Source organism: Lentzea sp. NPDC092896 (assembly GCF_044754905.1).
Lineage (GTDB): Bacteria > Actinomycetota > Actinomycetes > Mycobacteriales > Pseudonocardiaceae > Lentzea.
In genome coordinates this window covers 81734-102314 of record NZ_JBIVPX010000003.1, presented here as the reverse complement: position 1 = coordinate 102314, position 20581 = coordinate 81734, and the positions used below count along the sequence as shown (strand labels likewise).

The window sequence follows — 20581 nt, the reverse complement described above, 5'->3', positions numbered from 1 at the left end:
GTCCGTCGCGGGCACCTGACCTGGTCACGCGAATCGTGTTCCGCTGCGGGTATGCGCTCGCAGTGGCCCAGAATCCACATAGGCGGAGGAACACACCGCAATGGCCAAGATGATTGCGTTCGACGAGGAAGCCCGTCGCGGTCTCGAGCGCGGGATGAACATCCTCGCTGACGCCGTCAAGGTGACGCTCGGCCCCAAGGGCCGCAACGTCGTGCTCGAGAAGAAGTGGGGCGCGCCGACCATCACCAACGATGGTGTCTCCATCGCGAAGGAGATCGAGCTCGAGGACCCGTGGGAGAAGATCGGGGCCGAGCTCGTCAAGGAGGTCGCGAAGAAGACCGATGACGTCGCTGGTGACGGCACCACCACCGCGACGGTGCTGGCACAGGCTCTGGTCCGCGAGGGCCTGCGCAACGTGGCCGCGGGTGCGAACCCGCTCGGCCTCAAGCGCGGCATCGAGCAGGCCGTCGAGGCCATTGCCGAGCAGCTCCTGAAGGCCGCCAAGGAGATCGAGACGAAGGAGCAGATCGCTGCTACCGCGTCCATCTCCGCCGCTGACCCCACGATCGGCGAGCTCATCGCCGAGGCGATGGACAAGGTCGGCAAGGAAGGCGTCATCACCGTCGAGGAGAGCAACACCCTCGGTCTCGAGCTTGAGCTCACCGAAGGCATGCGCTTCGACAAGGGCTACATCTCCGGTTACTTCGTGACCGACCCCGAGCGCCAGGAAGCGACCCTCGAGGACCCGTACATCCTGCTGTTCGGCTCCAAGATCTCCACGGTCAAGGACCTGCTCCCGCTCCTCGAGAAGGTCATGCAGGGCGGCAAGCCGCTGCTGATCATCTCCGAGGACGTCGAGGGCGAGGCCCTCGCGACCCTGGTCGTGAACAAGATCCGTGGCACCTTCAAGTCCGTCGCCGTCAAGGCGCCCGGCTTCGGTGACCGCCGCAAGGCCATCCTCCAGGACATCGCCACCCTCACCGGTGGCCAGGTCATCACCGAGGACGTCGGCCTGAAGCTGGAGAACGCCGACATCTCGCTGCTGGGCAAGGCCCGCAAGGTCGTCGTCACCAAGGACGAGACGACCATCGTCGAGGGTGCCGGTGACGCGGAGCAGATCCAGGGCCGCGTCAACCAGATCCGCGCCGAGATCGAGAAGTCGGACTCCGACTACGACCGCGAGAAGCTCCAGGAGCGCCTCGCCAAGCTCGCCGGCGGCGTCGCCGTCATCAAGGCGGGCGCGGCCACCGAGGTCGAGCTCAAGGAGCGCAAGCACCGCATCGAAGACGCGGTCCGCAACGCCAAGGCCGCCGTCGAGGAGGGCATCGTCGCCGGTGGTGGCGTCGCGCTGCTCCAGGCCGCCGAGGCCGCCTTCGCGGGCCTGAAGCTCACGGGCGACGAGGCCACTGGCGCCAACATCGTCAAGGTCGCCGTCGAGGCTCCGCTGAAGCAGATCGCGGTCAACGCCGGTCTCGAAGGCGGCGTCGTGGTCGAGCGCGTCAAGTCCCTCCCCGCGGGCGAGGGCCTGGACGCCGCGACCGGCGAGTACAAGGACCTGATCAAGGCCGGCATCATCGACCCGGCCAAGGTCACCCGTTCCGCGCTGCAGAACGCCGCGTCCATCGCCGCCCTGTTCCTGACGACGGAAGCCGTCGTCGCGGACAAGCCGGAGAAGAACGCCGCGCCCGCCGCGCCGGACGCCGGCGGCATGGACTTCTGAGTCCGTCCGCTTCGCTTCACCTCTGAAAGGCCCGGTTCGCTTCGGCGAGCCGGGCCTTTCGGCTGTCCGGGGCCGGGGATCGCGGGCGACGGGTCAGAGATCGCGGGTGGCGGGCCAGGCGCGGCTCTCGGGAGGCTGGGCGATGGGACTGGCATGGCCCTGGAAGGCGCGGCAGCAAGCTTGGCGCGGCCCTGGGAAGGGGATCCGGCGCGGCAGCCGGAGGGCGCGACGACCGCGTTGAGGTGGGCGGAGGGCTCGCTGGTGGTGGGTGGCGCGGTGAGGGGGGCGCACGGCTGTGGGGCGCACGGTGTCTGGCTGCACGCCCGCAAGCAACGGGCGAAGCCGAAGGCGAGCCACCCTTCAACCAACGGCAATGGCGAAGCCGAGGCGTGTGAACCAAGACCTGCTGGGCAAGCGGTCATGAGGTGACCACCGCGCGATTGGGGCTTGACATTGAGTGCGAGATGCTACCGTTGAAGACATCGGCCGGGCACTTATGCCCGGCCTTTTAAGGCCGATGAAGCATCTCGCTAGAGGCTCAATGTCAAGCCCCAATCGCAATCGTCGCGAAGCGGCGATGAATTGCCCCGGCTCGTCCCGCCCAGGCCCGGCCACCTGCGCAAGGTGACATCAGCGCACGGCAGTCGACCACCCCGCTGGAACAGAAACACGGCCAACGCAAGCCGACCCGCAACAAAACCCCAGAACCCCAGTAAAGCCGCCGGTAAAACCCAAACTCAAAGCATGATCGTAGGCGTAACAACAGTCCGCCCAGGCTCCCCACGAGAATTCACCAAATGCACCAAAATCTGGGTGGTCCCAGCCGGCACGTCCGGCAGGACGAACCGCCCCCCGTCATCAGCCCGAGTGCAGGACGACTGATGATCGGCCACCCGGACCTCGACCTCGTGCTCCCCAGCCGGCACCAGCCACCCGTCGATCCGGTGCCGTGACCCGGTCGAGGTGAAGTTCACCATCAACGTCAGGTTGTCGACCGTGAACGTGATCGTGCCGGTCTGCCCGCCCCGGACCCCGGCGAACGATCCGGCCCGCTCCCAGCGCGCGACCTCCACGTCCAGGGATTCCAGGGCGATCGCGAACTTCACTCGGTCCACCAGGTCGGCGGGTGGCGGGTCCAGTTCGTCGACGAGCCTGTTCAGCTCGGAGAGGACTGCGGTGTCCTCAGGGCCCCTGCGGTCGTCGCGCGGGTCGATCTCGTTCACCGCGATCCTCCTTCCGTCTCCAGGTAGTTGCGCAGCAGTGTCAGACACCGTCCCCTGGTCGGACCGATGCTGCCGTGGGGCATGGCCAGTGCCTCGGCGACTGCCCGGTACTCCGCGCGGCCCGCGAGCACGGTGAGTCGGAGCAGTTCCTGGCACCTCGTGGTCAGGCGGCCGAACGCGAGCCACAGGCGGCGGTCGCGGTCGTCCAGCAGCGTCACGTCCTCCGGCAGGCCGGTGTCGGACTCGAGCTGTTCGGCGTATTCGTCGGACAGGTGCGTCTCACGCTTGTTGGGTGTCCAAGTTCGGCGTGCTTCACGCCTCGTTGTGACCACCAGGTAGCCGACCAGGGCTTTGGGCTCGTTGATGTTCTCGATGTTCTTCAAGAACGCCAGCCACACGGTCTGCACCACGTCTTCCGCGGCGGCCCTGTCCAGGCCCTGGCCGCGGGCGACGTGCCACAGCAGCGGGGTCAGCTCGGTCACCAGGACGTCCAGCGCGTTGCGGTTGCCCTCACGTGCGGCTTCCACGCACATCGCGTGCCGTTCGGTGCCTTCAAGCCCGTCCCACGGCGGACGGTCATCCGCCGTGTGCAGCTCGTCCATGCAGCACCTCCGATCGGCCGCCCTGTCAGCGCCGTCCGCCAACTCATGAAGGGCTAACTGGGCGGTAGATACAAAATTCACTCGATTGGAGCAGTATCGCCGCCGCGGTGAGGCTCATCTTCCTCCGGGTATGCCAGCGGCCCGTGATTCCCCCTCCGAGTCACGGGCCGCCAGTGGTGGGAGCCCGCGCCGGCCGGCACCCCTCGAACCGGCTGACGCGTGCTCCACGCCTGAACAAAGCGCTCATCCAGAAAGAGCGGAGCTCAGGCGAGCAGATACAGCCTCCGACGCACGAAGAGCCGACGAGGCTCCGCGATTCCCGAAAGCACACGGCAAAGACCGTTATGGTCTAGACCATGCCGATTCTCGAAGTGATCGCACTGGACGTGAGGGACGCCGTCGCCGCGCAGGCGGGGGGCGCTGACCGGCTCGAACTGGTCGCCGACATGGCCTCGGACGGACTCACGCCGTCGGTCGCCACCTTCAAAGAGGTCCAAGGCGCCGTGGACATCCCGGTCCGCGTGATGCTCAGGGACGCCAAGGGGTTCGCGCCGGGCAACCTCAAGCAGTTGCGCCGGCAGGCGTGGGAGCTCAGGGAGGCGGGCGCCACCGAGTTCGTCCTCGGCTTCCTCGACGCGGGGGGTGAGATCGACGAGGGCGTCACGCTCAACCTCATCGCCGAACTGGAGGGTTGCGCGTGGACCTTCCACCGCGCGCTCGACAACTCGAACGACGTCTTCCGGTCCTGGGAGATCGTGCAGACCCTCGGCTGCGACACGGTGCTCGCCGCCGGCAGCGCGAAGGGCGTCGAGGACGGAATCGAGAACCTGAAGAAACTGGTCGCCCAGGCGCCGCCCGCACTGCTCGTCGGTGGCGGTCTGCAGGCTCGCCACGTCCCGGAACTGCTGGCAGCGGGCGTGAACGGGTTTCACGTCGGTAGTGCGGTGCGTCCGTCCGGCTGGGACGGACCGGTCGATTCGGCATCGGTTGGGGAATGGGTGAATCGTCTGGTCTAGACCCTTGCCCTGGTCCGTTCTACAGTCACGTTGCTTCCTGTGGAATGGCTGTTGCACTATATGCAATGCGGAGGGCGCGATGAGGCTGAAGGCACTTGTGGCCGTGCTGGGCGTGGGCGCGGTGGTCGCCTGCGCACCGGTGCAGTCCGGACCGACCAACTCTGGCACCGACGAGCAGACCGGGCAGTTGCGGGTCTGGTTGTTCGACGAGGTCAACCGAGGTCCGAAAGAAGCCGTGGTGAAGGAGGCGATCTCCGAGTTCCAGGGCAAGCACAGCGGCGTCACCGTCGACGTCCAGTACATCCAGGTGTCGAGCCGGGCGGAGCGCTTCAAGGCCGCGTTCAGCGACCCGAAGAGCGCTCCCGACGTCGCCGAGTTCGGCAACACCGACCTCGCGGGCTACGTCTCCGCCGGCGGCTTCTCCGAGCTCGACCTGGGCAAGTGGGACGAGTCGAAGGACCTGGTCCCGTCGATCCTCGACACGGCCAAGGTCGACGGCAAGACGTACGGCGTGCCGTGGTTCGTCGGCGTGCGCGCGTTGTACTACCGCACGGACGTGTTCACCGAACTCGGCCTGAAGCCGCCGACGACGTTGGACGAGATCGCCACCACGGCTCGTGAGATCCGGCAGCGCAAGCCCGAGCTGATCGGCATCTCGGCCGGCGGCAAGTACCTGTTCGCCGCGCTGCCGTTCATCTGGGCGCAGGGCGGGGACATCGCCAAGCAGGACGGTGGCAAGTTCACCGCCACGATCGACAGCGCCGAGGCCAAGGCCGGTGTCGCCAAGTACACCGAACTGATCAAGGACGACATCTGCCCGCCCGCCACCTGCGCGGGCAACGGCGGCGACGCGAGCGTCGAGGCGTTCCGCGCGGGCAAGGCCGCGATGACCATCGGTGGCGACTTCAACCGCAAGTCGGTCGACGCGTCCAGTGCCGCGGGCAAGTACGGCGTCGTGCCGCTGCCGGGCAAGGACAAGGGCTCGGTCGCGCCCGCGTTCGCCGGCGGCAACCTGCTCGGCGTCATGAAGGGCACGCAGCGCAAGACGCTCGCGAACGAGTTCACGCAGCTGCTCGCGTCGAAGAAGTACCAGCAGAAGATGTACACGGCGATGGGCAACCTGCCGACGTTCAGCGACGTGCAGAAGCAGGTCAGCGACTCCGACAAGTTCCTGGAGCCGTTCACGAAGACCCTGCAGTCCGGCACGAAGTTCGTCCCCGTCACGCCGGCGTGGGCGAAGATCGAGGCCCAGACCGTGGTGCCGACGATGCTCCAGGAGATCGTCACCGGCGCGAAGAACGTCGACACGGCCACCGCGGACGCCGCCAAGACGATGAACGCGGCCTTCACGTCGTGAGCGTGACGGCCAAAGGCCAGGGGCGGACCGCGTTCGCCTACCTGGCTCCAGCGCTGCTGATCCTCGGGGGCCTGCTGGCCTACCCGATCTATCAGCTGGTGCTCATCTCGCTCTACGACTACGGCCAGGAACAGGTCAGCGGCGGCGCGCCGCTCGAGTTCCTGGGCCTCGGGAACTACCAGAAGCTGTTGGGAGACCAGCAGTTCTGGGGCGTCTTCGGGCAGACCGTCGCCTTCGCGGCGGTCTGCGTGGTCGGCACGTTGCTAGTGGGCGCGTTCCTCGCGATCCTCGCCACGAGGGTCCGCACCTGGGTCCGGATGACGTTGTTCCTGGCGGCGCTCGGCGCGTGGTCCACGCCCGCCGTCGCCGGCTCGACGATCTGGCTCTTCCTGTTCGACGCGAACTTCGGGTTCGTGAACGAGGTCCTGGGCATCCAGGGCTTCTCCTGGACGTTCGACAAGTGGACGGCGTTCGGACTCGTCGCGGCCCAGGTGATCTGGTGCTCGTTCCCGTTCGTCATGGTGACGCTCTTCGCGGGCATCAAGGCGATCCCCGGCGAGGTGCTGGAGGCTGCCGCACTGGACGGCGCGTCGGCGTTCCGCACGGCGTGGAGCGTCACTCTGCCGTTGCTGAAGCCGATCATCCTCGTGGTGACGATCCAGTCGATCATCTGGGACTTCAAGGTCTTCACGCAGATCTACGTGATGACGAACGGCGGCGGCATCGCCGGGCGCAACCTCGTGCTCAACGTCTACGCCTACCAGCAGGCGTTCGCGGCGTCGGAGTACGGACTGGGCGCGGCCATCGGTGTCGTGATGACCGTGCTGCTGCTGGGAATCACGATGTTCTACCTCCGCGCGCTGCGGCGGTCGGGGGAGGTCCTGTGAGGCGCTGGCTGACCGAGGGCTTCGTCCTCATCATCGCCGCGGTGGTGGCGTTCCCGCTGTTCTGGATGGTGCTCAGCGCCTTCAAGCCGGAGGACGAGATCATCTCGGCCGACCCGGTGCCGTGGACGACTCGGCCGACGCTCGACAGCTTCACGCGGGCGCTGACGGTCGCGAACTTCGGGCGCTACTTCCTGAACAGCATCGTCGTCGCGGTGATCGTGGTGCTCCTGAGCATCGTGATCTCGTTCCTCGCGGCGACGGCGCTGACCCGCTTCCGGTTCCGCAGCCGCACGACGTTGCTGATCATGCTGCTGGTCGTGCAGATGGTTCCGGTCGAGGCGTTGACCGTGCCGCTGTTCTTCCTGATGCGGTCGGTCGGGGACAGCGTTCCGGTGTTCGGCCTGAACCACCTGGGCTCACTCGTGCTGGTGCACCTGGCCTTCAGCCTGCCGTTCGCGATCTGGATGCTGCGGGGTTTCGTCGCCGCGGTGCCGGTGGAACTGGAGGAGGCCGCCACCCTGGACGGCGCCTCGCGGTTCCGGTTCCTGTGGCAGGTGCTGTTCCCGCTCGTCGCGCCCGGCCTGGTGGCGACGTCGGTGCTGTCGTTCATCCACGCCTGGAACGACTTCCTGTTCGCCAAGACGTTCATCATCTCGGCCGTGGAGAACCAGACCCTGCCTCTGGCTCTTCAGGTGTTCGTCAAACCCGACCAGAACGATTGGGGCGCGATCATGGCGGGCTCCACCCTGATGACCATCCCTGTGCTCATCTTCTTCGTGCTCGTGCAGCGCCGGCTGGTGTCCGGTCTCGCGGGGGCGGTGAAGGGATGAACCTCCTCCCGCGCCCGGTGTCCTACGTGGACGGCGGGAGACTCTGCGACTACCAGGGCTGGCAGACGGTCCTCGTCGACGGCCCTCCCGGCGGCTACCGGTTGCTCTCATCCGACGCCGGCGTGCTGATCGAGGCGAACGACGCGGCCGGCGAGATGAACGCGCTGCAAACCCTGCGGCAGTTGCTGGGCGCCCAGGCGTTCCGGGCCGCGGGTGAGAAGCCGGCGGTCATCCCCGCGTGCGAGATCGTGGACCACCCTCGGTTCGCGTGGCGTGGCGTGATGCTCGACGTGTCGCGGCACTTCCTGCCCAAGCGGGAGGTGCTGCGGTACGTCGAACTGATGTCCGCGCACAAGCTCAACGTCCTGCACCTGCACCTCACCGACGACCAGGGCTGGCGCTTCGAGTGCAAGCGCTACCCGAAGCTCACCGAGGTCGGGTCGTGGCGGGAGGACTCGCGGTTCGGCGACCGGCGCTCCGCGGGCATGAAAGGCAGGCCGCACGGCGGTTTCTACACCCAGGACGACCTGCGGGAGATCGTCGAGTTCGCCCGCCAGCGGTACATCACGGTGATCCCGGAGATTGACGTCCCCGGTCACTCGCAGGCGGCGATCGCGGCCTATCCGGAACTGGGCGTGCACGGCGGTGGCGTCTGGACCGACTGGGGCGTCAACGAACGCGTGCTCAACACCGAGGAGTCCACAGTGGACTTCTATCGGAACGTGTTCGACGAGCTGATGGACGTCTTCCCAGCGGAGATCATCGGACTCGGCGGCGACGAGGCTCCCGGTCACGACGGCGAACTGGTCAGGGCGATCGCGAAGCACATCGTGCGCAACGGCCGACGGCCGTACGGGTGGGACGAGATCCTCGAGTCGGGACCGCTGCCGGCGGGCACGGTCGTCGCGTCGTGGCGCGGGGTCGAGGGCGGCATCACGGCACTGGGCGAGGGCCACGACGTGGTGATGTGCCCTGAGCAGCACGTTTACCTGGACTATCGGCAGTCCGATTCGCCGGACGAACCGATCCCGGTGGGAACGGTGACCACGCTGGAGGACGTCTACGCGTGGGATCCGGTGCCGGAAGGTCTCACGGGCGAGGAGCCCGGACGGCTGCTGGGCGCGCAGGCGAACATCTGGACCGAGCACCTCGACTCGGCCCGGCGGGTGGACTACGCGGCGTTCCCGAGGCTGGCCGCGTTCGCCGAGGTCGTGTGGTCCCCGGCGGAGAAGGATCCTGATTTCCTGCAACGACTCCAGGAACACCATCTCCCCAGGCTCGACGCCCTGGGGGTGGAGTACCGGCCCCTCACCGGACCCCACCCGTGGCAACGGCTGCCTGGCGTTCCCGGGTTTCCACGCTGATCACGCTTACACGGCCGCGTCTTCCTCGGGCATGAGGATCCAGGCGGCGACGTAGAGGACCGCTCCGGTGCCGAACCCGAGCAGCGTCGCCGCCACGAGGATGATCCGCAGGATCGCGGCGTCCACGCCGAGCGTCTTGGCGAGACCGCCGCAGACGCCGGCGAGCATCTTGTCGCTACGGCTCCTGCGGAGCTTCTTGACCTGGTCAGTGGCTTCGTTGAGCACGTTGTTCGTCATGGCTCAAGATTCGTCGAAACGACGGCTCCGCACATCGGTGACCACCCCGAACCCGACCCTGATCCCTGGCTGAGACCCCAGGGTTCAGTCGAGGCAGAACTCGTTGCCCTCGACGTCCTGCATCACGATGCAGGACTCGTTCTCCTCGTCGGCCTCCATCACGCGCACGCACACCGCGCCGATCGCCTCCAGCCGTCTGCGCTCGGCCTGAAGCGCGGCGAGGCGGTCGCGGCCCACCATTCCGGTGCCGGCCCGAACGTCGAGGTGGACCCTGTTCTTCACCGTCTTGCGCTCGGGAACGCGCTGGAAGAACAGTCGCGGTCCCACGCCGGAGGGGTCGTTGCAGGCGGACCACGAACCGTCGGTCTCCGGCTGTGCCTCGTAGCCCAGCACCTCGCTCCAGAACTGGGCGACGCGCTGTGGTTCCGCGCAGTCGAACGTGACCTGGATCTGCTTGATCGAACCCATTTCCCCACCGTAGTCGTACTCTGAGGCTCATGGAGTCCCCTGAGGAGCTCGCGTCAGGGCTCGACCGCGCGGGGTACCTGCCGGACGGCGGGGTGGCCACCGCGGCGTTCCTCGCGGTCGCGATGGGACGGCCGCTGTTCCTCGAAGGCGAACCCGGCACCGGCAAGACCTCGCTCGCGCTGGCGCTCGCGAAGTCGATGGACGTCCCGCTGATCAGGCTGCAGTGCCACGAGGGCATCGACGCCACGCAGGCCCTGTACGACTGGGACTACCCGCGTCAGCTCATGCACCTGCGCGTGCTGGAGACGCGCGGCGAGGTGGACGAGGCCTCCCTCTACACGCGACGGTTCCTGCTGGCCCGGCCGTTGTTGCAGGCGCTGGAGACGGCGCCGTGCGTGCTGCTCGTGGACGAGATCGACCGGGCGGACGACGAGTTCGAGGCGTTCCTGCTGGAGGTGCTGTCCGAGAACGCGGTCAGCATCCCCGAGTTCGGCGAGATCAGGGCCACGACACCGCCGCTGACCGTGCTGACCTCGAACCGGACCCGCGAGGTCCACGACGCGCTGAAGCGCCGCTGCCTCTACCACTGGCTGGAGCACCCCAGCCTGGAGAGGGAGGTCGCGATCCTCCGCCGCACCCTCCCCGGCCTCGACGAACGGCTCGCGCGGAAGGTCGCGGAGGCCGTCGGGCAGATGCGCGGCCTCGACCTGCTGAAGCCGCCGGGCGTCGCGGAGTCGCTGGACTGGGCGCGGGCACTTCAGGCGCTGGGCCGGACCGAACCGGACGTGACGACGCTCGGGGCCGTCCTGAAGTACCGGGAGGACGCGGATCGCGTGATCGGGAGCACAATCGTGGGGTGACGGAAGCCTGCGTCGGGTTCGCCGGCGTCCTGCGGGGCGCCGGACTCCCGTGCGGGCCGGACCGCGTCCAGGCGTTCCTGCGGGCCACCGAGCACGTCGACCTGTACTGGGCCGGGCGCCTCACGCTGTGCGCCGACCCGGACGACCTGCCGCGCTACGACGCCGCGTACCGGGCGTACTTCGGCGGCACCCCGCCGCGTCCACGCACGACGATCGAACTCGACTCGGTCACCGTCGGCGTCGCGGCGTCCGATGTGGAAGTGCTGAAGCACAAGGACATCTCCGAGTTCGACGCGGCACCGCTGATCGCCAGGCTGAGCCCGCTCCCGCCGCGCAGACGGTCGCGCCGGCTCCGCAAGGCCCGTCGCGGCCGGATGGACCTGGCCAGGACCGTGCGCGCGATGATCGAGACCGGCGGCGAGATCGCGTTGCCGCGCCACCGCCGTCGCGGGGTGAAGGCACGCAGGCTGGTGCTGTTGATCGACGTGTCCGGCTCGATGGCCGCCTACTCGGACGCGCTGCTGCGGTTCGCGCACGTCATCGCCCACGCCATGCCCGTCGAGGTCCGCACGATCGGCACCAGGCTGACCCGCGTGACCCGCCAGTTGCGCGAACGCGATCCGGAACGCGCTTTGCGAGCCGCGGGAAGGGCTATCCCGGACTACGAGGGCGGCACCCGGCTCGGCGACGCGCTGCGGCGGTTCAACCAGCAGTGGCGGCAGCGAGGTGCGGTGGTCGTGCTGTTCAGCGACGGCTGGGAACGCGGCGACCCGACCCTGCTGGCGACCGAGATGGCGAGGCTGAGACGCGTGAGCCACAAGGTCATCTGGGCCAACCCGCACGCGGGCAAACCGGGCTACCGGCCGTTGCAGAGCGGTGTGGTCGCGGCGCTCCCGCACGTCGACACGATGGTCGCGGGCCACAGCGTGCACGCTTTGGAAGAACTGCTGAAGGAGGTGCGCCGTGCGTGATGTCCTCTACGACCTCGCCGAACGGGTGGCGAACGGCGAGACGGTCGGCGTCGGCACGGTGGTCGCGACCTTCAGCTCGGCACCCCGGCCGGCGGGCGCGGCGATGCTCGTGACGCAGGACGGCGAGGCGGTCGGCAGCGTGTCCGGCGGCTGCGTCGAGGGCGCGGTCTACGAACTGGCGCAGGAGACCGGCGGCCCGGTCCTGCAGCGCTACGGCGTGAGCGACGACGATGCGTTCGCCGTGGGGCTGACCTGCGGCGGGATCATCGACATCTACGTCGAGAAGATCAGCTCGGAGACGTTCCCGCAGCTCGCCGAGGTGGTGGAGACCGTGCGCGCCGAGGAACCGGTGGCGGTCGCGACCGTCATCGAGCACCCGGACGGCATCGGGCGGCGAATGGTCATCTGGCCGGACCGGCGTGACGGCAGTCTCGGCAGCGCGCGGATCGACGACGCCGTCACGGACGACGCGCGCGGCATGCTGGCGTCCGGCCGGACCGGCGTGCTCCAGTACGGGCCGGACGGGCAGCGGCGCGGCGAGGGCATGAGCGTCTTCGTGAACTCGTTCGAACCGCCGCCGCGCATGCTCGTGTTCGGTGCGATCGACTTCGCCGCCGCGATGGCCCGGCTCGGCGCGTTCCTCGGCTACCGGGTCACCGTCTGCGACGCGCGACCGGTCTTCGCGACGCGCAGCCGTTTTCCGGAGGCGGACGAGGTCGTCGTCGCCTGGCCGCACAAGTACCTGGAAGGCGAAGCGTCCAAGCTCGACGAACGCACGGTGATCGCCGTTCTCACGCATGATCCGAAGTTCGACGTGCCGCTGCTGGAAGTCGCGTTGCGACTGAAGGTCGGCTACATCGGAGCGATGGGGTCCCGCCGCACGCACGAAGATCGGCTGGAACGGTTGCGCGAAGCGGGTTTGACCGAATCCGAACTTACGGCGTTGTCATCGCCCATCGGCCTCGATCTCGGCGCCAGAACCCCTGAAGAGACCGCAGTTGCGATTGCGGCCGAGATCATCTCCTTGCGGTGGAAGGGAACCGGGCGCCGGCTCAGTGAGCTCAAGGTGCCGATTCATCGGTGATCGGGTTGTTGAACTCGCAAACAGGGAGCAAGCTGAAGTGACCCTCGTCACTGAAGGCCCACCACCCTGGGAGGGTTTCAATGCACATCTCGGTCAACGTCGACGGAGTGAACTACGCCGACGAGGTCGAACCCCGCCTCCTGCTCGTGCACTACCTGCGAGAGCGTTTGGGCAAGACCGGCACCGTCGTCGGCTGCGACACCGGCAACTGCGGTGCCTGCACTGTCCACCTCGACGGCCACAGCGTGAAGTCGTGCCAGATGCTCGCCGTGCAGGCGAACGGGCACGAGGTCACCACCGTCGAAGGCCTCGCCCGCGACGGCAAGCTGCATCCGGTGCAGGAGGCGTTCCACTCCAACCACGCGTTGCAGTGCGGTTTCTGCACGCCCGGCATGATCATGCAGGCGATCGACCTGCTCGCCGACGAGTCGGATCCCGACGACGAGACCGTGCGCAAAGGCCTGGAGGGCAACCTCTGCCGCTGCACGGGCTACCAGAACATCGTGCGCGCGGTTCAGGACGCCGCGCAGCGGATGAAGCCCGGCGCCGGCCCCAGGCAGGAACAGCACAGCGACGAGCACGTCAGCTCGAAGCAGCCGGTAGGTGGCGAATGACCGCCACCGCGGAACCGGAGATCGGCAGGGCCCGGCTCCGCAAGGAGGACGCGCGGCTGATCACCGGCCAGACCACTTGGACCGACAACCTGCAGCTGACCGGCATGCTGCACATGGCGGTGTTGCGCAGCCCCATGGCGCACGCCCGCATCACCAACATCGACGTGAGCCGCGCGACGGCGATGCCCGGTGTGGCAGTCGTGCTGACCGGCGAGGACTTCGCCGCGGAGCAAGGATCTCTGCCGTGCGCGTGGCCGATCACCGAGGACATGAAGGCCCCGCCCGCGCCCCCGCTGGCCGTCGGACAGGTCAACTTCGCCGGTGAGGCCGTCGCCCTCGTGATCGCCGACAGCGCCTACCGGGCCGCGGACGCGCTGGAAGCGATCGACGTCGACTACGACGAGCTGCCGGTCGTGCTCGACATGGAAGAAGCGTTGCGGGACAACGATCTCGTGCACGACGATCTCGGCACCAACAAGTGCGCAACGTGGATCTTCGACTCCGCCGAGGCAGGGGTCGGGACCGACGTCGAGGACGAGATCGCGGCGGCCGAGGTCGTGATCGAGCGGACGTTCAAGCAGCAGCGGCTGATCCCGGCGTTCATGGAACCGCGGTCGGTCGTCGTGGACTCCACCGCGGGCATGTTCACGGTCTGGTCCGCGACGCAGATCCCGCACATCCTGCGCTGGATGCTGTCGGCCGTCACGGGCATCGCCGAGCACAAGCTCCGCGTGATCGCGCCCGACGTCGGCGGCGGGTTCGGCGGCAAGCTCCAGGTCACGCCGGAAGAGGTGCTGTGCCTGCTGGTCGCGCGCCGCATGGGCCGTCCGGTGAAGTGGACGGAGTCGCGCACCGAGTCGATGCTGTCCGCGCACCACGGCCGCGACCAGATCCAGAAGCTCACGCTGTCCGCCCGCCGCGACGGCACCGTGACCGGCCTGAAGGTCGAGCTGCTCGCCGACATGGGCGCCTACCTGCGCCTGGTCACGCCGGGTGTGCCGATCCTGGGCGCGTTCATGTTCAACTCGATCTACAAGTTCGCCGCCTACCGGTTCGTGTGCACCAACGTGTTCACGAACAAGGTGCCCACGGACGCCTATCGCGGTGCCGGACGACCCGAGGCCACGTTCGCGATCGAGCGGATGATGGACGAACTCGCGGTCGAGCTCGGCATGGAGCCGATGAAGATCCGCGAGCTGAACTGGATCAAGCACGAGGAGTTCCCGTTCAACACGGTCGCCGGGCTCACGTACGACTCCGGCAACTACGAGGCCGCGACGGCCCGTGCGATGGAACTGTTCGGGTACGACGAGTTGCGCGAAGAGCAGGCACGGCGTCGCGCCGACGGCTCTGTCGTGCAACTGGGCATCGGAATTTCCACCTACACCGAGATGTGCGGTCTCGCACCGTCCCGCGTCCTGGGCGCTTTGCGTTATGCCGCAGGAGGATGGGAGACCGCGTCGATCCGCATGCTGCCCACCGGCAAGGTCGAGGTGATCACCGGAACCTCGCCGCACGGGCAGGGCCACGAGACGGTCTGGTCGCAGATCGTCGCCGACCGGCTCGGCGTGCCGTTTGAGGACGTCGAGGTGCTGCACGGCGACACGGCCACGTCCCACAAGGGCATGGACAGCTACGGGTCGCGTTCGCTGGCCGTCGGTGGCACCGCTCTGGTGCACGCGGCGGAGAAGGTGCTGGCCAAGGCCCGCACTCTGGCAGCGCACATGATGGAGTGCGACGAGTCGGACGTGGAGTTCGCTGCCGGTTCGTTCTCCGTTCGCGGCACGTCGACCGTGCGGACTCTGGGTGACGTCGTGCTGGCCGCGCACGTCGCGCACGACCTGCCCGAGGGCATGGAACCCGGCATGGACGCCGACGCCACGTTCGACCCGGACAACTTCTCGTTCCCGCACGGAACCCATTTGTGCGCAACGGAAGTCGACACCGAGACGGGCATGGTGCGGATCAGCCGCTACGTGGCCGTGGACGACGTAGGCACGGTCATGAACCCGTTGATCGTCGACGGTCAGGTGCACGGTGGGCTGGCGCAGGGCATCGCACAGGCGTTGTACGAAGAGGCCACGCACGACGAGATGGGCACGCTGACGACGGCGACGTTCGCCGACTACCTCGTGCCGTGCGCGGCGGACCTCCCGGCGTTCCTCACGGATCGCACCGAGACGCCGGCGACGTCCAACCCGTTGGGCGCCAAGGGAGTCGGCGAGGCGGGCACGATCGCCTCGACACCGGCCGTGGTCAACAGCGTGCTGGACGCCGTGCGGCACCTGGGCGTGCGGGACATCGAGATGCCGATGTCGCCGGAACGCGTGTGGACCGCTTTGCAGGGCAGGCCGGACGAAGGCGCGGGCGAAGTGGCCGCGGGTGGGCTCGGTTCGATCGACGCGCAGGGAGGACAGTCGTGATCCCGGCGGAGTTCAAGTACCTGTTCCCGTCCAGTGTGGACGAAGCCGTGCGGATGCTCGCAGAGGAGGGCGAGGACGCCAAGGTCATCGCGGGCGGGCAGTCGCTGGTGCCGGTGCTGCGCATGCGGCTGGCAGCACCCACGGCGTTGATCGACATCGGCGGCCTGACCGAGCTGACGGGCGTACGCGACGACGGCGACTCTTTGCTGATCGGTGCCATGACCACGCATTACGAGGTGCAGCGCGATCACCTGATCCACGACCACGCGTTGCTCCTGAAGCTGGTCACGGACACGGTGGCGGACCCGCAGATCCGGCACCGCGGCACGTTCGGCGGTTCGCTGTGCCACGCGGACCCGGCGGGCGACCTGCTGGCACCCGCGCTGGCCCTGGACGCGGTGATGATCATCGCCGGTCCTGGCGGGCGGCGTGAGGTGCCGGCGTCGGAGTTCTTCGTCGACTACTTCACGACGGCGCTGGCTCCCGACGAGATCCTGATCGACGTGCGCGTGCCGAAGTACACCGGGTGGGGCGCGCACTACGAGAAGCTCAACCGGGTCGCGCAGGCGTGGTCGATCGTCGCGGTGGCGGCGGCCGTGCAGGTGCGGGACGGAGCCATTTCCGCTGCTCGGGTCGGTCTCACGAACGTGGGGTCCGGGCCGCTGCGCGCGTTCGAGGTCGAGGCGGCCCTGGTCGGGCAGCCCGCTTCCGCCGAGGTGATCTCCGAGGCGGCTCTGCGGGCGTCCGCCGGTGACAGCTACAAGGACAACCTGGCCCGTGTGCTGACCGGTCGTGCGCTGACGGCGGCGGTCGCGGGATGAAGTTGACGCATTCGTTCGTGTCGCCGGGGCCCGCCGAGGAGGTGTGGGCGGCGCTGATCGATCCCGAACGGGTGGCGCCCTGCCTGCCCGGCGCCACGCTGACCTCGGTGGACGGCAAGTCGTTCGGCGGGGAGGTGAAGGTCAAACTCGGACCGGTGCAACTGCTGTACCGGGGCACCGGCGAGTTCGTGGAGATCGACCCGGTGCTCCGCCGCGCCGTCATGAAAGCCGCGGGTAAGGACACCCGCGGCAACGGCACGGCGTCCGCGGTGGTGACGTTCGTGGTCGGCGACTCGGTCGACGTGGAGACCGACCTGTCGATCACGGGCCGTCCGGCTCAGCTGGGGCGTGGCCTGATCTCCGAGGTCAGCGGCAAGCTCGTCGACCAGTTCGCGGAATGCCTGGCGAGCACGCTGGGATCCGTGGATCCTGACGAGGTGGCGCAACAGCAGCATCTCCGAGTGGTCCCCGACGAGCCGATCGACCTGATCGACACGGCAGGCGTTCCGGTGTTGAAGCGCGTGCTGCCCCTCGCGGCCGCAGTGCTGGCGGTCGTGCTGTTCGTGGTCCTGCGACGCAGGCGGCAGCGCTGAAGCGTGGGATCCGGTGGTCGGCATTCGTGCTGGTCACCGGATTTCTGCTGTCCGCGTGCACCGGCTCGCCCGTCGTCATCACCTCGGCGCAGCCGACGCCGGCGACGACCTCCCAGGGCCCACCGCCGCCGCGTTCGTTCGTGCTGACCGCCGGTGGCGACATCCTGATCCACCCGCCGCTGACCGAGCAGGCGGTCGCCGACGGTGGTGCGGCCGGGCGCGACTTCCTGCCGTTGTTCTCGGGCATCAAGGACACCCTGAAGGCCGATTTGGCCTTGTGCCATCTGGAGGTGCCGCTCGGCCCGAAGGAGGGCCCGTTCTTCGGTTACCCGGCCTTCCTGGCGCCGCCCGAGGTGGCGAAGGGCCTGGTCGACGTGGGGTACGACTCGTGCTCGACCGCCTCGAACCACACGCTTGACCGCGGCGTCTCGGCGATCACGTCGACGCTGGACGCGATGGACGCCGTCGGCCTGAAGCACACCGGCTCGTTCCGCACGCAGGAGGAATCGGCGGCGCCGCTGATCCTGGACGCGGGCGGCGTGAAGGTGGCGCAGTTGTCGTTCACGTACGGCTTCAACGGCATCCCGCTGCCCCAGCCGTGGCGCGCGAACCAGATCAACGCGGCCAAGATCCTGGCTGACGCGCGGAAGGCGCGCGAGGCGGGCGCCGAGGTCGTCGTGCTGTCCGTGCAGTGGGGCAACGAGTACCAGCACGAGGCGACCGCCGACCAGAAGGCGCTGGCCCGTCAGCTGCTCGCCGATCCCGCGCTGGACCTGATCATCGGGACGCACGTGCACGTGGTGCAGCCGTTCGAGAAGATCGGCGACAAGTGGGTCGTCTACGGGCTCGGGAACGAGGTCGCGCGGCACGAGGAGCCCCGTGGCGTGACCGAGGAGGGGGCGATCGCGCGGTTCAAGTTCGAGCAGCGGCCCGCCGGGTGGACCGTGGTCGAGGCTTCCTACACGCCCACGCTGGTGGAGCTGGGGCCGCCGATCCGGCTGGTGGACCTGACTCGGGTGCCTGCTTCCGCCAGGCGGACCGAGGCGATCAACCGGACCGAGGGCGTCGTGTTCAGCATGGGCGCGGCGGCGCAGGGGCTGGCGAGGGCCAAGCCTTAGATCGCCTCCATGTGCGACGGTGATCTGGTGACCGAACTGCTGACCGTTGCCCAATACGCCGCGCTTGGCGAAGTCGGCTGCACCGAGCTCGTCGAAGGGCGTCTGATCCGGTCGCCCAACGCGCTCGCCGATCACAACTACGCCTGCGGCAACCTGATCATGCAGCTGGCGGGCCAGTTACCGGCGGAGCTCCAGGTCACCTACGCCGTCGACGTGGACCTGGAGCTGGCCCCGCCGGGCGAACCTGGTTTCGTCCGCCGCCCGGATCTGGTCGTGTTCCCACGCAGAGCGGGAGGTGGCCTCGTCCGTGCCGCGGAGGTCGTCCTCGCCGTCGAGGTGCTGTCGTCCCATTCGCGCTACACGGATCGTCGAGCCAAACGCCTCGACTACGCGGAGGCCGGCATCCCGTTCTACTGGATCGTCGACCTCGATCCGATCTCGTTGACTCCGTTGCGGCTCACCGAAGAGCGGCTTTACCAGGAGATACCTGCCGCGACCGGTGTCCACGAGTCGGTTGAGCCGTTTCCCCTGAAGATCCAGTTGGATCAACTCATCGACTGACGCACCCGCTGGAACCGCTCGACCCAGGCCTGGTCTCCGGTCTCGAACTCCGTGATCCGGTCGGGCACGGGTGATTTCGTCAGCACCGGCAGATAACCGTCCACCGGCGTCAGCGAGTCGCTCGTGACATCGCCGTCCAGCAGCGACAACGTCGCCAGCCCGCACGCGTAGTCGAGCTCGGGCAGTGCCGCCGCCAGCGCGACCCCGGCAGCCATGCCGATGGACGTCTCCAGCGCCGACGACACCACGCACGGCAGCCCGCACGCCTCGGCCACCTCCAGCGCCTTCCGCACGCCCCCGAGCGGTGCCACCTTGATCACCGCGATGTCCGCGGCACCGGACACGGCCACCTTCAACGGGTCGTCGGCCTTGCGGATCGACTCGTCCGCGGCGATCGGCACGCCGACCCTGCGCCGGACCGCAGCCAGTTCGTCCAGCGTGTGGCACGGTTGTTCCACGTACTGGAGCCCGCCGGCGGACTTGTCCATGGCCTTGATCGCGGTGACGGCCGTGTCGACGTCCCACATCATGTTCGCGTCGATCCGCACGAACCCCGCAGGTCCGAGTGCGTCCCGCACGGCTTCGAGCCGCGCGCAGTCGTCCGCGAGCGTCGACTCGGCGACCTTCACCTTGGCCGTCGAACAGCCCGACCGCGCCACGATCTCGTGCGCTCGTTCGGGACTGACGACGGGCACGGTGCAGTTGACCGGGATGCGGTCCCGGACCGGTGCCGGCCAGCCCTCGTTCGCGGCTTCCATGGCGCACGCCAGCCAGGCCACGGCCTCGTCGTCGTCGTACTCCTCGAACGGGCAGAACTCGCCCCACCCGGCCGGCCCTTCGAACAGCAGGCCGGTGCGCTGGGTGATGCCGCGGAACCGGGCGCGCATCGGAATGGAGTAGACGTGCACGCGCCGATTCAAGCGCACTTCTGGAACTCCAGCGAATGCCCGCCCCCGCGCAGGTTCACCGTGCCGACGGGCTGAACGGTCAGCAACGTGCACACGATCTGCTGGACAGCGGGGCCGCTGAGCTGCGAGACGTCGCCGGAGATGGTGACGTCGAGGCCGTTCGCGACGCGGTCGACGGTGGCGGGCGCGGCGTCGAACGGCACCTCGGTGGCGAGGCCGCGGGCCTGCTCGTCGTTGGTGGGGCCCTGGGCCAGCAGGGCCACGACGTCGAACCCGCTCAGGCTGCCCTCCGGCCGGCCGACGGGGATCACCCTGCCGCCGGGGGCGACCCAGAAGAGCGACGGCGAGGTGTTCTCGGTGGGGCCGCTGGGGGCTTCGAGGCCGGGGATCGGGTCGGTCGGGCGGATGCCGCACGCGGTGAGCACGGCGAGCACGAGGACGGCCAGCGCAAGCTCGCGCAAGGGCAGCCCCGCTTTGGGGCCGAGCTCGCGCAGGGTTTGCCACCGGGCATGCGTTCCGACAGCGTGCGTGTGCGCTGTCAGCGCACGCTCGCGAGGTCGTTCGGCCGTGGGTCCCAGTTCGCGCAGAGGTCGTTCGGCCGTGGGTCCCAGCTTGCGCAGAGGTCGTTCGGCCGTGGGTCCCAGCTTGCGCAGAGGTCGTTCGGCTGCGGGTCCCAGCTTGCGCAGAGGTCGTTCGGCTGCGGGTCCCGGCTCGCGCAGGGGTCGTTCGGCCGTGGGTCCCAGTTCGCGCAGGGGTCGTTCGGCTGCGGGTCCCAGCTCGCGCAGAAGTCGTCCGGACGCGGATCCCAACTCGCGCAGAGGTCGCCCGGCTTCGGGCCCAAGCCCGCGCAGGGATCTCCCCGCCGCCAGTCCAAGCTCACGCAGGGGTCCCCTCCCGGGGGTCCCCCTGTTTCCATTCTCCCAG

21 protein-coding genes are annotated in these 20581 nt (G+C 68.5%); 15 read left to right on the top strand and 6 right to left on the bottom strand.

Annotation, left to right across the window (positions count from 1 at the left end; genetic code table 11):
* The first annotated feature begins 100 nt into the window (after window positions 1–100).
* Window positions 101–1720, top strand: coding sequence for a chaperonin GroEL (gene groL / locus ACIQF0_RS16180; protein WP_360046476.1), 1620 nt, complete (start codon window positions 101–103; stop codon window positions 1718–1720).
* 737 nt (window positions 1721–2457) lie between these two features.
* Here the strand turns inward: groL and ACIQF0_RS16175 are convergent.
* Both ACIQF0_RS16175 and ACIQF0_RS16170 read right to left on the bottom strand, forming a co-directional pair.
* The gene (locus tag ACIQF0_RS16175) at window positions 2458–2934 is read right to left on the bottom strand and encodes a carboxypeptidase regulatory-like domain-containing protein (RefSeq protein WP_169746023.1); all 477 of its coding nucleotides are present in this window, start codon (window positions 2932–2934) and stop codon (window positions 2458–2460) included.
* A gap of 5 nt (window positions 2935–2939) precedes the next feature.
* Window positions 2940–3545, bottom strand: coding sequence for a sigma-70 family RNA polymerase sigma factor (locus tag ACIQF0_RS16170; protein ID WP_319975859.1), 606 nt, complete (start codon window positions 3543–3545; stop codon window positions 2940–2942).
* Between the two features lie 356 nt (window positions 3546–3901).
* On the opposite strand from ACIQF0_RS16170, the gene ACIQF0_RS16165 reads away from it, so the two are divergent.
* The 5 genes from ACIQF0_RS16165 to ACIQF0_RS16145 all read left to right on the top strand — a co-directional run bounded on the left by ACIQF0_RS16165 (window position 3902) and on the right by ACIQF0_RS16145 (window position 8999).
* The gene (locus tag ACIQF0_RS16165) at window positions 3902–4561 is read left to right on the top strand and encodes a copper homeostasis protein CutC (RefSeq protein ID WP_401030168.1); all 660 of its coding nucleotides are present in this window, start codon (window positions 3902–3904) and stop codon (window positions 4559–4561) included.
* Window positions 4562–4640: 79 nt separating this feature from the next.
* The gene (locus ACIQF0_RS16160) at window positions 4641–5918 is read left to right on the top strand and encodes an extracellular solute-binding protein (protein ID WP_401030166.1); all 1278 of its coding nucleotides are present in this window, start codon (window positions 4641–4643) and stop codon (window positions 5916–5918) included.
* A 2-nt stretch (window positions 5919–5920) separates the two neighbouring features.
* On the top strand, window positions 5921–6805 hold the full coding sequence (locus ACIQF0_RS16155) for a sugar ABC transporter permease (RefSeq protein WP_360046485.1): 885 nt from the start codon (window positions 5921–5923) through the stop codon (window positions 6803–6805).
* Window positions 6802–7635: a carbohydrate ABC transporter permease gene (locus ACIQF0_RS16150; RefSeq protein ID WP_401030163.1), complete on the top strand. Its 834-nt coding sequence runs from the start codon at window positions 6802–6804 to the stop codon at window positions 7633–7635. Before ACIQF0_RS16155 ends, ACIQF0_RS16150 begins: the two co-directional genes overlap by 4 nt.
* Entirely contained in the window at window positions 7632–8999 is a 1368-nt protein-coding gene (locus ACIQF0_RS16145; protein WP_401030161.1) for a beta-N-acetylhexosaminidase, read from the top strand. Before ACIQF0_RS16150 ends, ACIQF0_RS16145 begins: the two co-directional genes overlap by 4 nt.
* A 6-nt stretch (window positions 9000–9005) precedes the next feature.
* Here ACIQF0_RS16145 and ACIQF0_RS16140 read toward each other — a convergent pair whose 3' ends face one another.
* Both ACIQF0_RS16140 and ACIQF0_RS16135 read right to left on the bottom strand, forming a co-directional pair.
* Window positions 9006–9236 (bottom strand): PspC domain-containing protein, encoded by a 231-nt coding sequence (locus ACIQF0_RS16140; RefSeq protein ID WP_360046491.1) that lies wholly within the window; start codon window positions 9234–9236, stop codon window positions 9006–9008.
* An 84-nt stretch (window positions 9237–9320) separates the two neighbouring features.
* Window positions 9321–9704 (bottom strand): VOC family protein, encoded by a 384-nt coding sequence (locus ACIQF0_RS16135; protein WP_401030159.1) that lies wholly within the window; start codon window positions 9702–9704, stop codon window positions 9321–9323.
* Between the two features lie 29 nt (window positions 9705–9733).
* On the opposite strand from ACIQF0_RS16135, the gene ACIQF0_RS16130 reads away from it, so the two are divergent.
* From ACIQF0_RS16130 to ACIQF0_RS16090, 9 genes are all read left to right on the top strand, one after another.
* Complete coding sequence (locus ACIQF0_RS16130) at window positions 9734–10564, top strand: AAA family ATPase (RefSeq protein ID WP_401030157.1); 831 nt, start codon at window positions 9734–9736, stop codon at window positions 10562–10564.
* Window positions 10561–11535: a VWA domain-containing protein gene (locus tag ACIQF0_RS16125; RefSeq protein WP_401030155.1), complete on the top strand. Its 975-nt coding sequence runs from the start codon at window positions 10561–10563 to the stop codon at window positions 11533–11535. Before ACIQF0_RS16130 ends, ACIQF0_RS16125 begins: the two co-directional genes overlap by 4 nt.
* Window positions 11528–12619 (top strand): XdhC family protein, encoded by a 1092-nt coding sequence (locus ACIQF0_RS16120; RefSeq protein ID WP_401030153.1) that lies wholly within the window; start codon window positions 11528–11530, stop codon window positions 12617–12619. The genes ACIQF0_RS16125 and ACIQF0_RS16120 overlap by 8 nt, the downstream gene beginning before the upstream one ends.
* Before the next feature lie 80 nt (window positions 12620–12699).
* Window positions 12700–13233, top strand: coding sequence for a (2Fe-2S)-binding protein (locus ACIQF0_RS16115; protein ID WP_401030151.1), 534 nt, complete (start codon window positions 12700–12702; stop codon window positions 13231–13233).
* Window positions 13230–15656, top strand: coding sequence for a xanthine dehydrogenase family protein molybdopterin-binding subunit (locus ACIQF0_RS16110; protein ID WP_401030149.1), 2427 nt, complete (start codon window positions 13230–13232; stop codon window positions 15654–15656). Before ACIQF0_RS16115 ends, ACIQF0_RS16110 begins: the two co-directional genes overlap by 4 nt.
* Window positions 15653–16477 (top strand): FAD binding domain-containing protein, encoded by an 825-nt coding sequence (locus ACIQF0_RS16105; protein WP_401030148.1) that lies wholly within the window; start codon window positions 15653–15655, stop codon window positions 16475–16477. The genes ACIQF0_RS16110 and ACIQF0_RS16105 overlap by 4 nt, the downstream gene beginning before the upstream one ends.
* Window positions 16474–17070, top strand: a complete 597-nt coding sequence (locus tag ACIQF0_RS16100; RefSeq protein ID WP_360046507.1) for an SRPBCC family protein — start codon at window positions 16474–16476, stop codon at window positions 17068–17070. The genes ACIQF0_RS16105 and ACIQF0_RS16100 overlap by 4 nt, the downstream gene beginning before the upstream one ends.
* A 26-nt stretch (window positions 17071–17096) precedes the next feature.
* A complete protein-coding gene (locus tag ACIQF0_RS16095) occupies window positions 17097–18188 on the top strand; it encodes a CapA family protein (protein ID WP_360046509.1) in 1092 nt (363 codons plus the stop codon).
* Between the two features lie 27 nt (window positions 18189–18215).
* On the top strand, window positions 18216–18749 hold the full coding sequence (locus ACIQF0_RS16090; RefSeq protein WP_401030146.1) for a Uma2 family endonuclease: 534 nt from the start codon (window positions 18216–18218) through the stop codon (window positions 18747–18749).
* Here the strand turns inward: ACIQF0_RS16090 and ACIQF0_RS16085 are convergent.
* Together ACIQF0_RS16085 and ACIQF0_RS16080 are read right to left on the bottom strand one after the other, a co-directional pair.
* Window positions 18734–19657: an o-succinylbenzoate synthase gene (locus ACIQF0_RS16085; RefSeq protein WP_401031433.1), complete on the bottom strand. Its 924-nt coding sequence runs from the start codon at window positions 19655–19657 to the stop codon at window positions 18734–18736. The two genes, ACIQF0_RS16090 and ACIQF0_RS16085, sit on opposite strands and share 16 nt — an antisense overlap.
* An 8-nt stretch (window positions 19658–19665) precedes the next feature.
* Window positions 19666–20118 (bottom strand): hypothetical protein, encoded by a 453-nt coding sequence (locus ACIQF0_RS16080; protein ID WP_401030144.1) that lies wholly within the window; start codon window positions 20116–20118, stop codon window positions 19666–19668.
* Window positions 20119–20581: the final 463 nt, after the last annotated feature.

What these genes read in the sequence shown, in the direction of transcription:
- groL (WP_360046476.1), top strand. Translation starts at nt 101, where the DNA reads ATGGCCAAGATGATTGCGTTCGACGAGGAAGCCCGTCGCGGTCTCGAG.
- ACIQF0_RS16170 (WP_319975859.1), bottom strand. Translation starts at nt 3,545, where the DNA reads ATGGACGAGCTGCACACGGCGGATGACCGTCCGCCGTGGGACGGGCTT.
- ACIQF0_RS16165 (WP_401030168.1), top strand. Translation starts at nt 3,902, where the DNA reads ATGCCGATTCTCGAAGTGATCGCACTGGACGTGAGGGACGCCGTCGCC.
- ACIQF0_RS16160 (WP_401030166.1), top strand. Translation starts at nt 4,641, where the DNA reads ATGAGGCTGAAGGCACTTGTGGCCGTGCTGGGCGTGGGCGCGGTGGTC.
- ACIQF0_RS16145 (WP_401030161.1), top strand. Translation starts at nt 7,632, where the DNA reads ATGAACCTCCTCCCGCGCCCGGTGTCCTACGTGGACGGCGGGAGACTC.
- ACIQF0_RS16140 (WP_360046491.1), bottom strand. Translation starts at nt 9,236, where the DNA reads ATGACGAACAACGTGCTCAACGAAGCCACTGACCAGGTCAAGAAGCTC.
- ACIQF0_RS16135 (WP_401030159.1), bottom strand. Translation starts at nt 9,704, where the DNA reads ATGGGTTCGATCAAGCAGATCCAGGTCACGTTCGACTGCGCGGAACCA.
- ACIQF0_RS16130 (WP_401030157.1), top strand. Translation starts at nt 9,734, where the DNA reads ATGGAGTCCCCTGAGGAGCTCGCGTCAGGGCTCGACCGCGCGGGGTAC.
- ACIQF0_RS16115 (WP_401030151.1), top strand. Translation starts at nt 12,700, where the DNA reads ATGCACATCTCGGTCAACGTCGACGGAGTGAACTACGCCGACGAGGTC.
- ACIQF0_RS16110 (WP_401030149.1), top strand. Translation starts at nt 13,230, where the DNA reads ATGACCGCCACCGCGGAACCGGAGATCGGCAGGGCCCGGCTCCGCAAG.
- ACIQF0_RS16100 (WP_360046507.1), top strand. Translation starts at nt 16,474, where the DNA reads ATGAAGTTGACGCATTCGTTCGTGTCGCCGGGGCCCGCCGAGGAGGTG.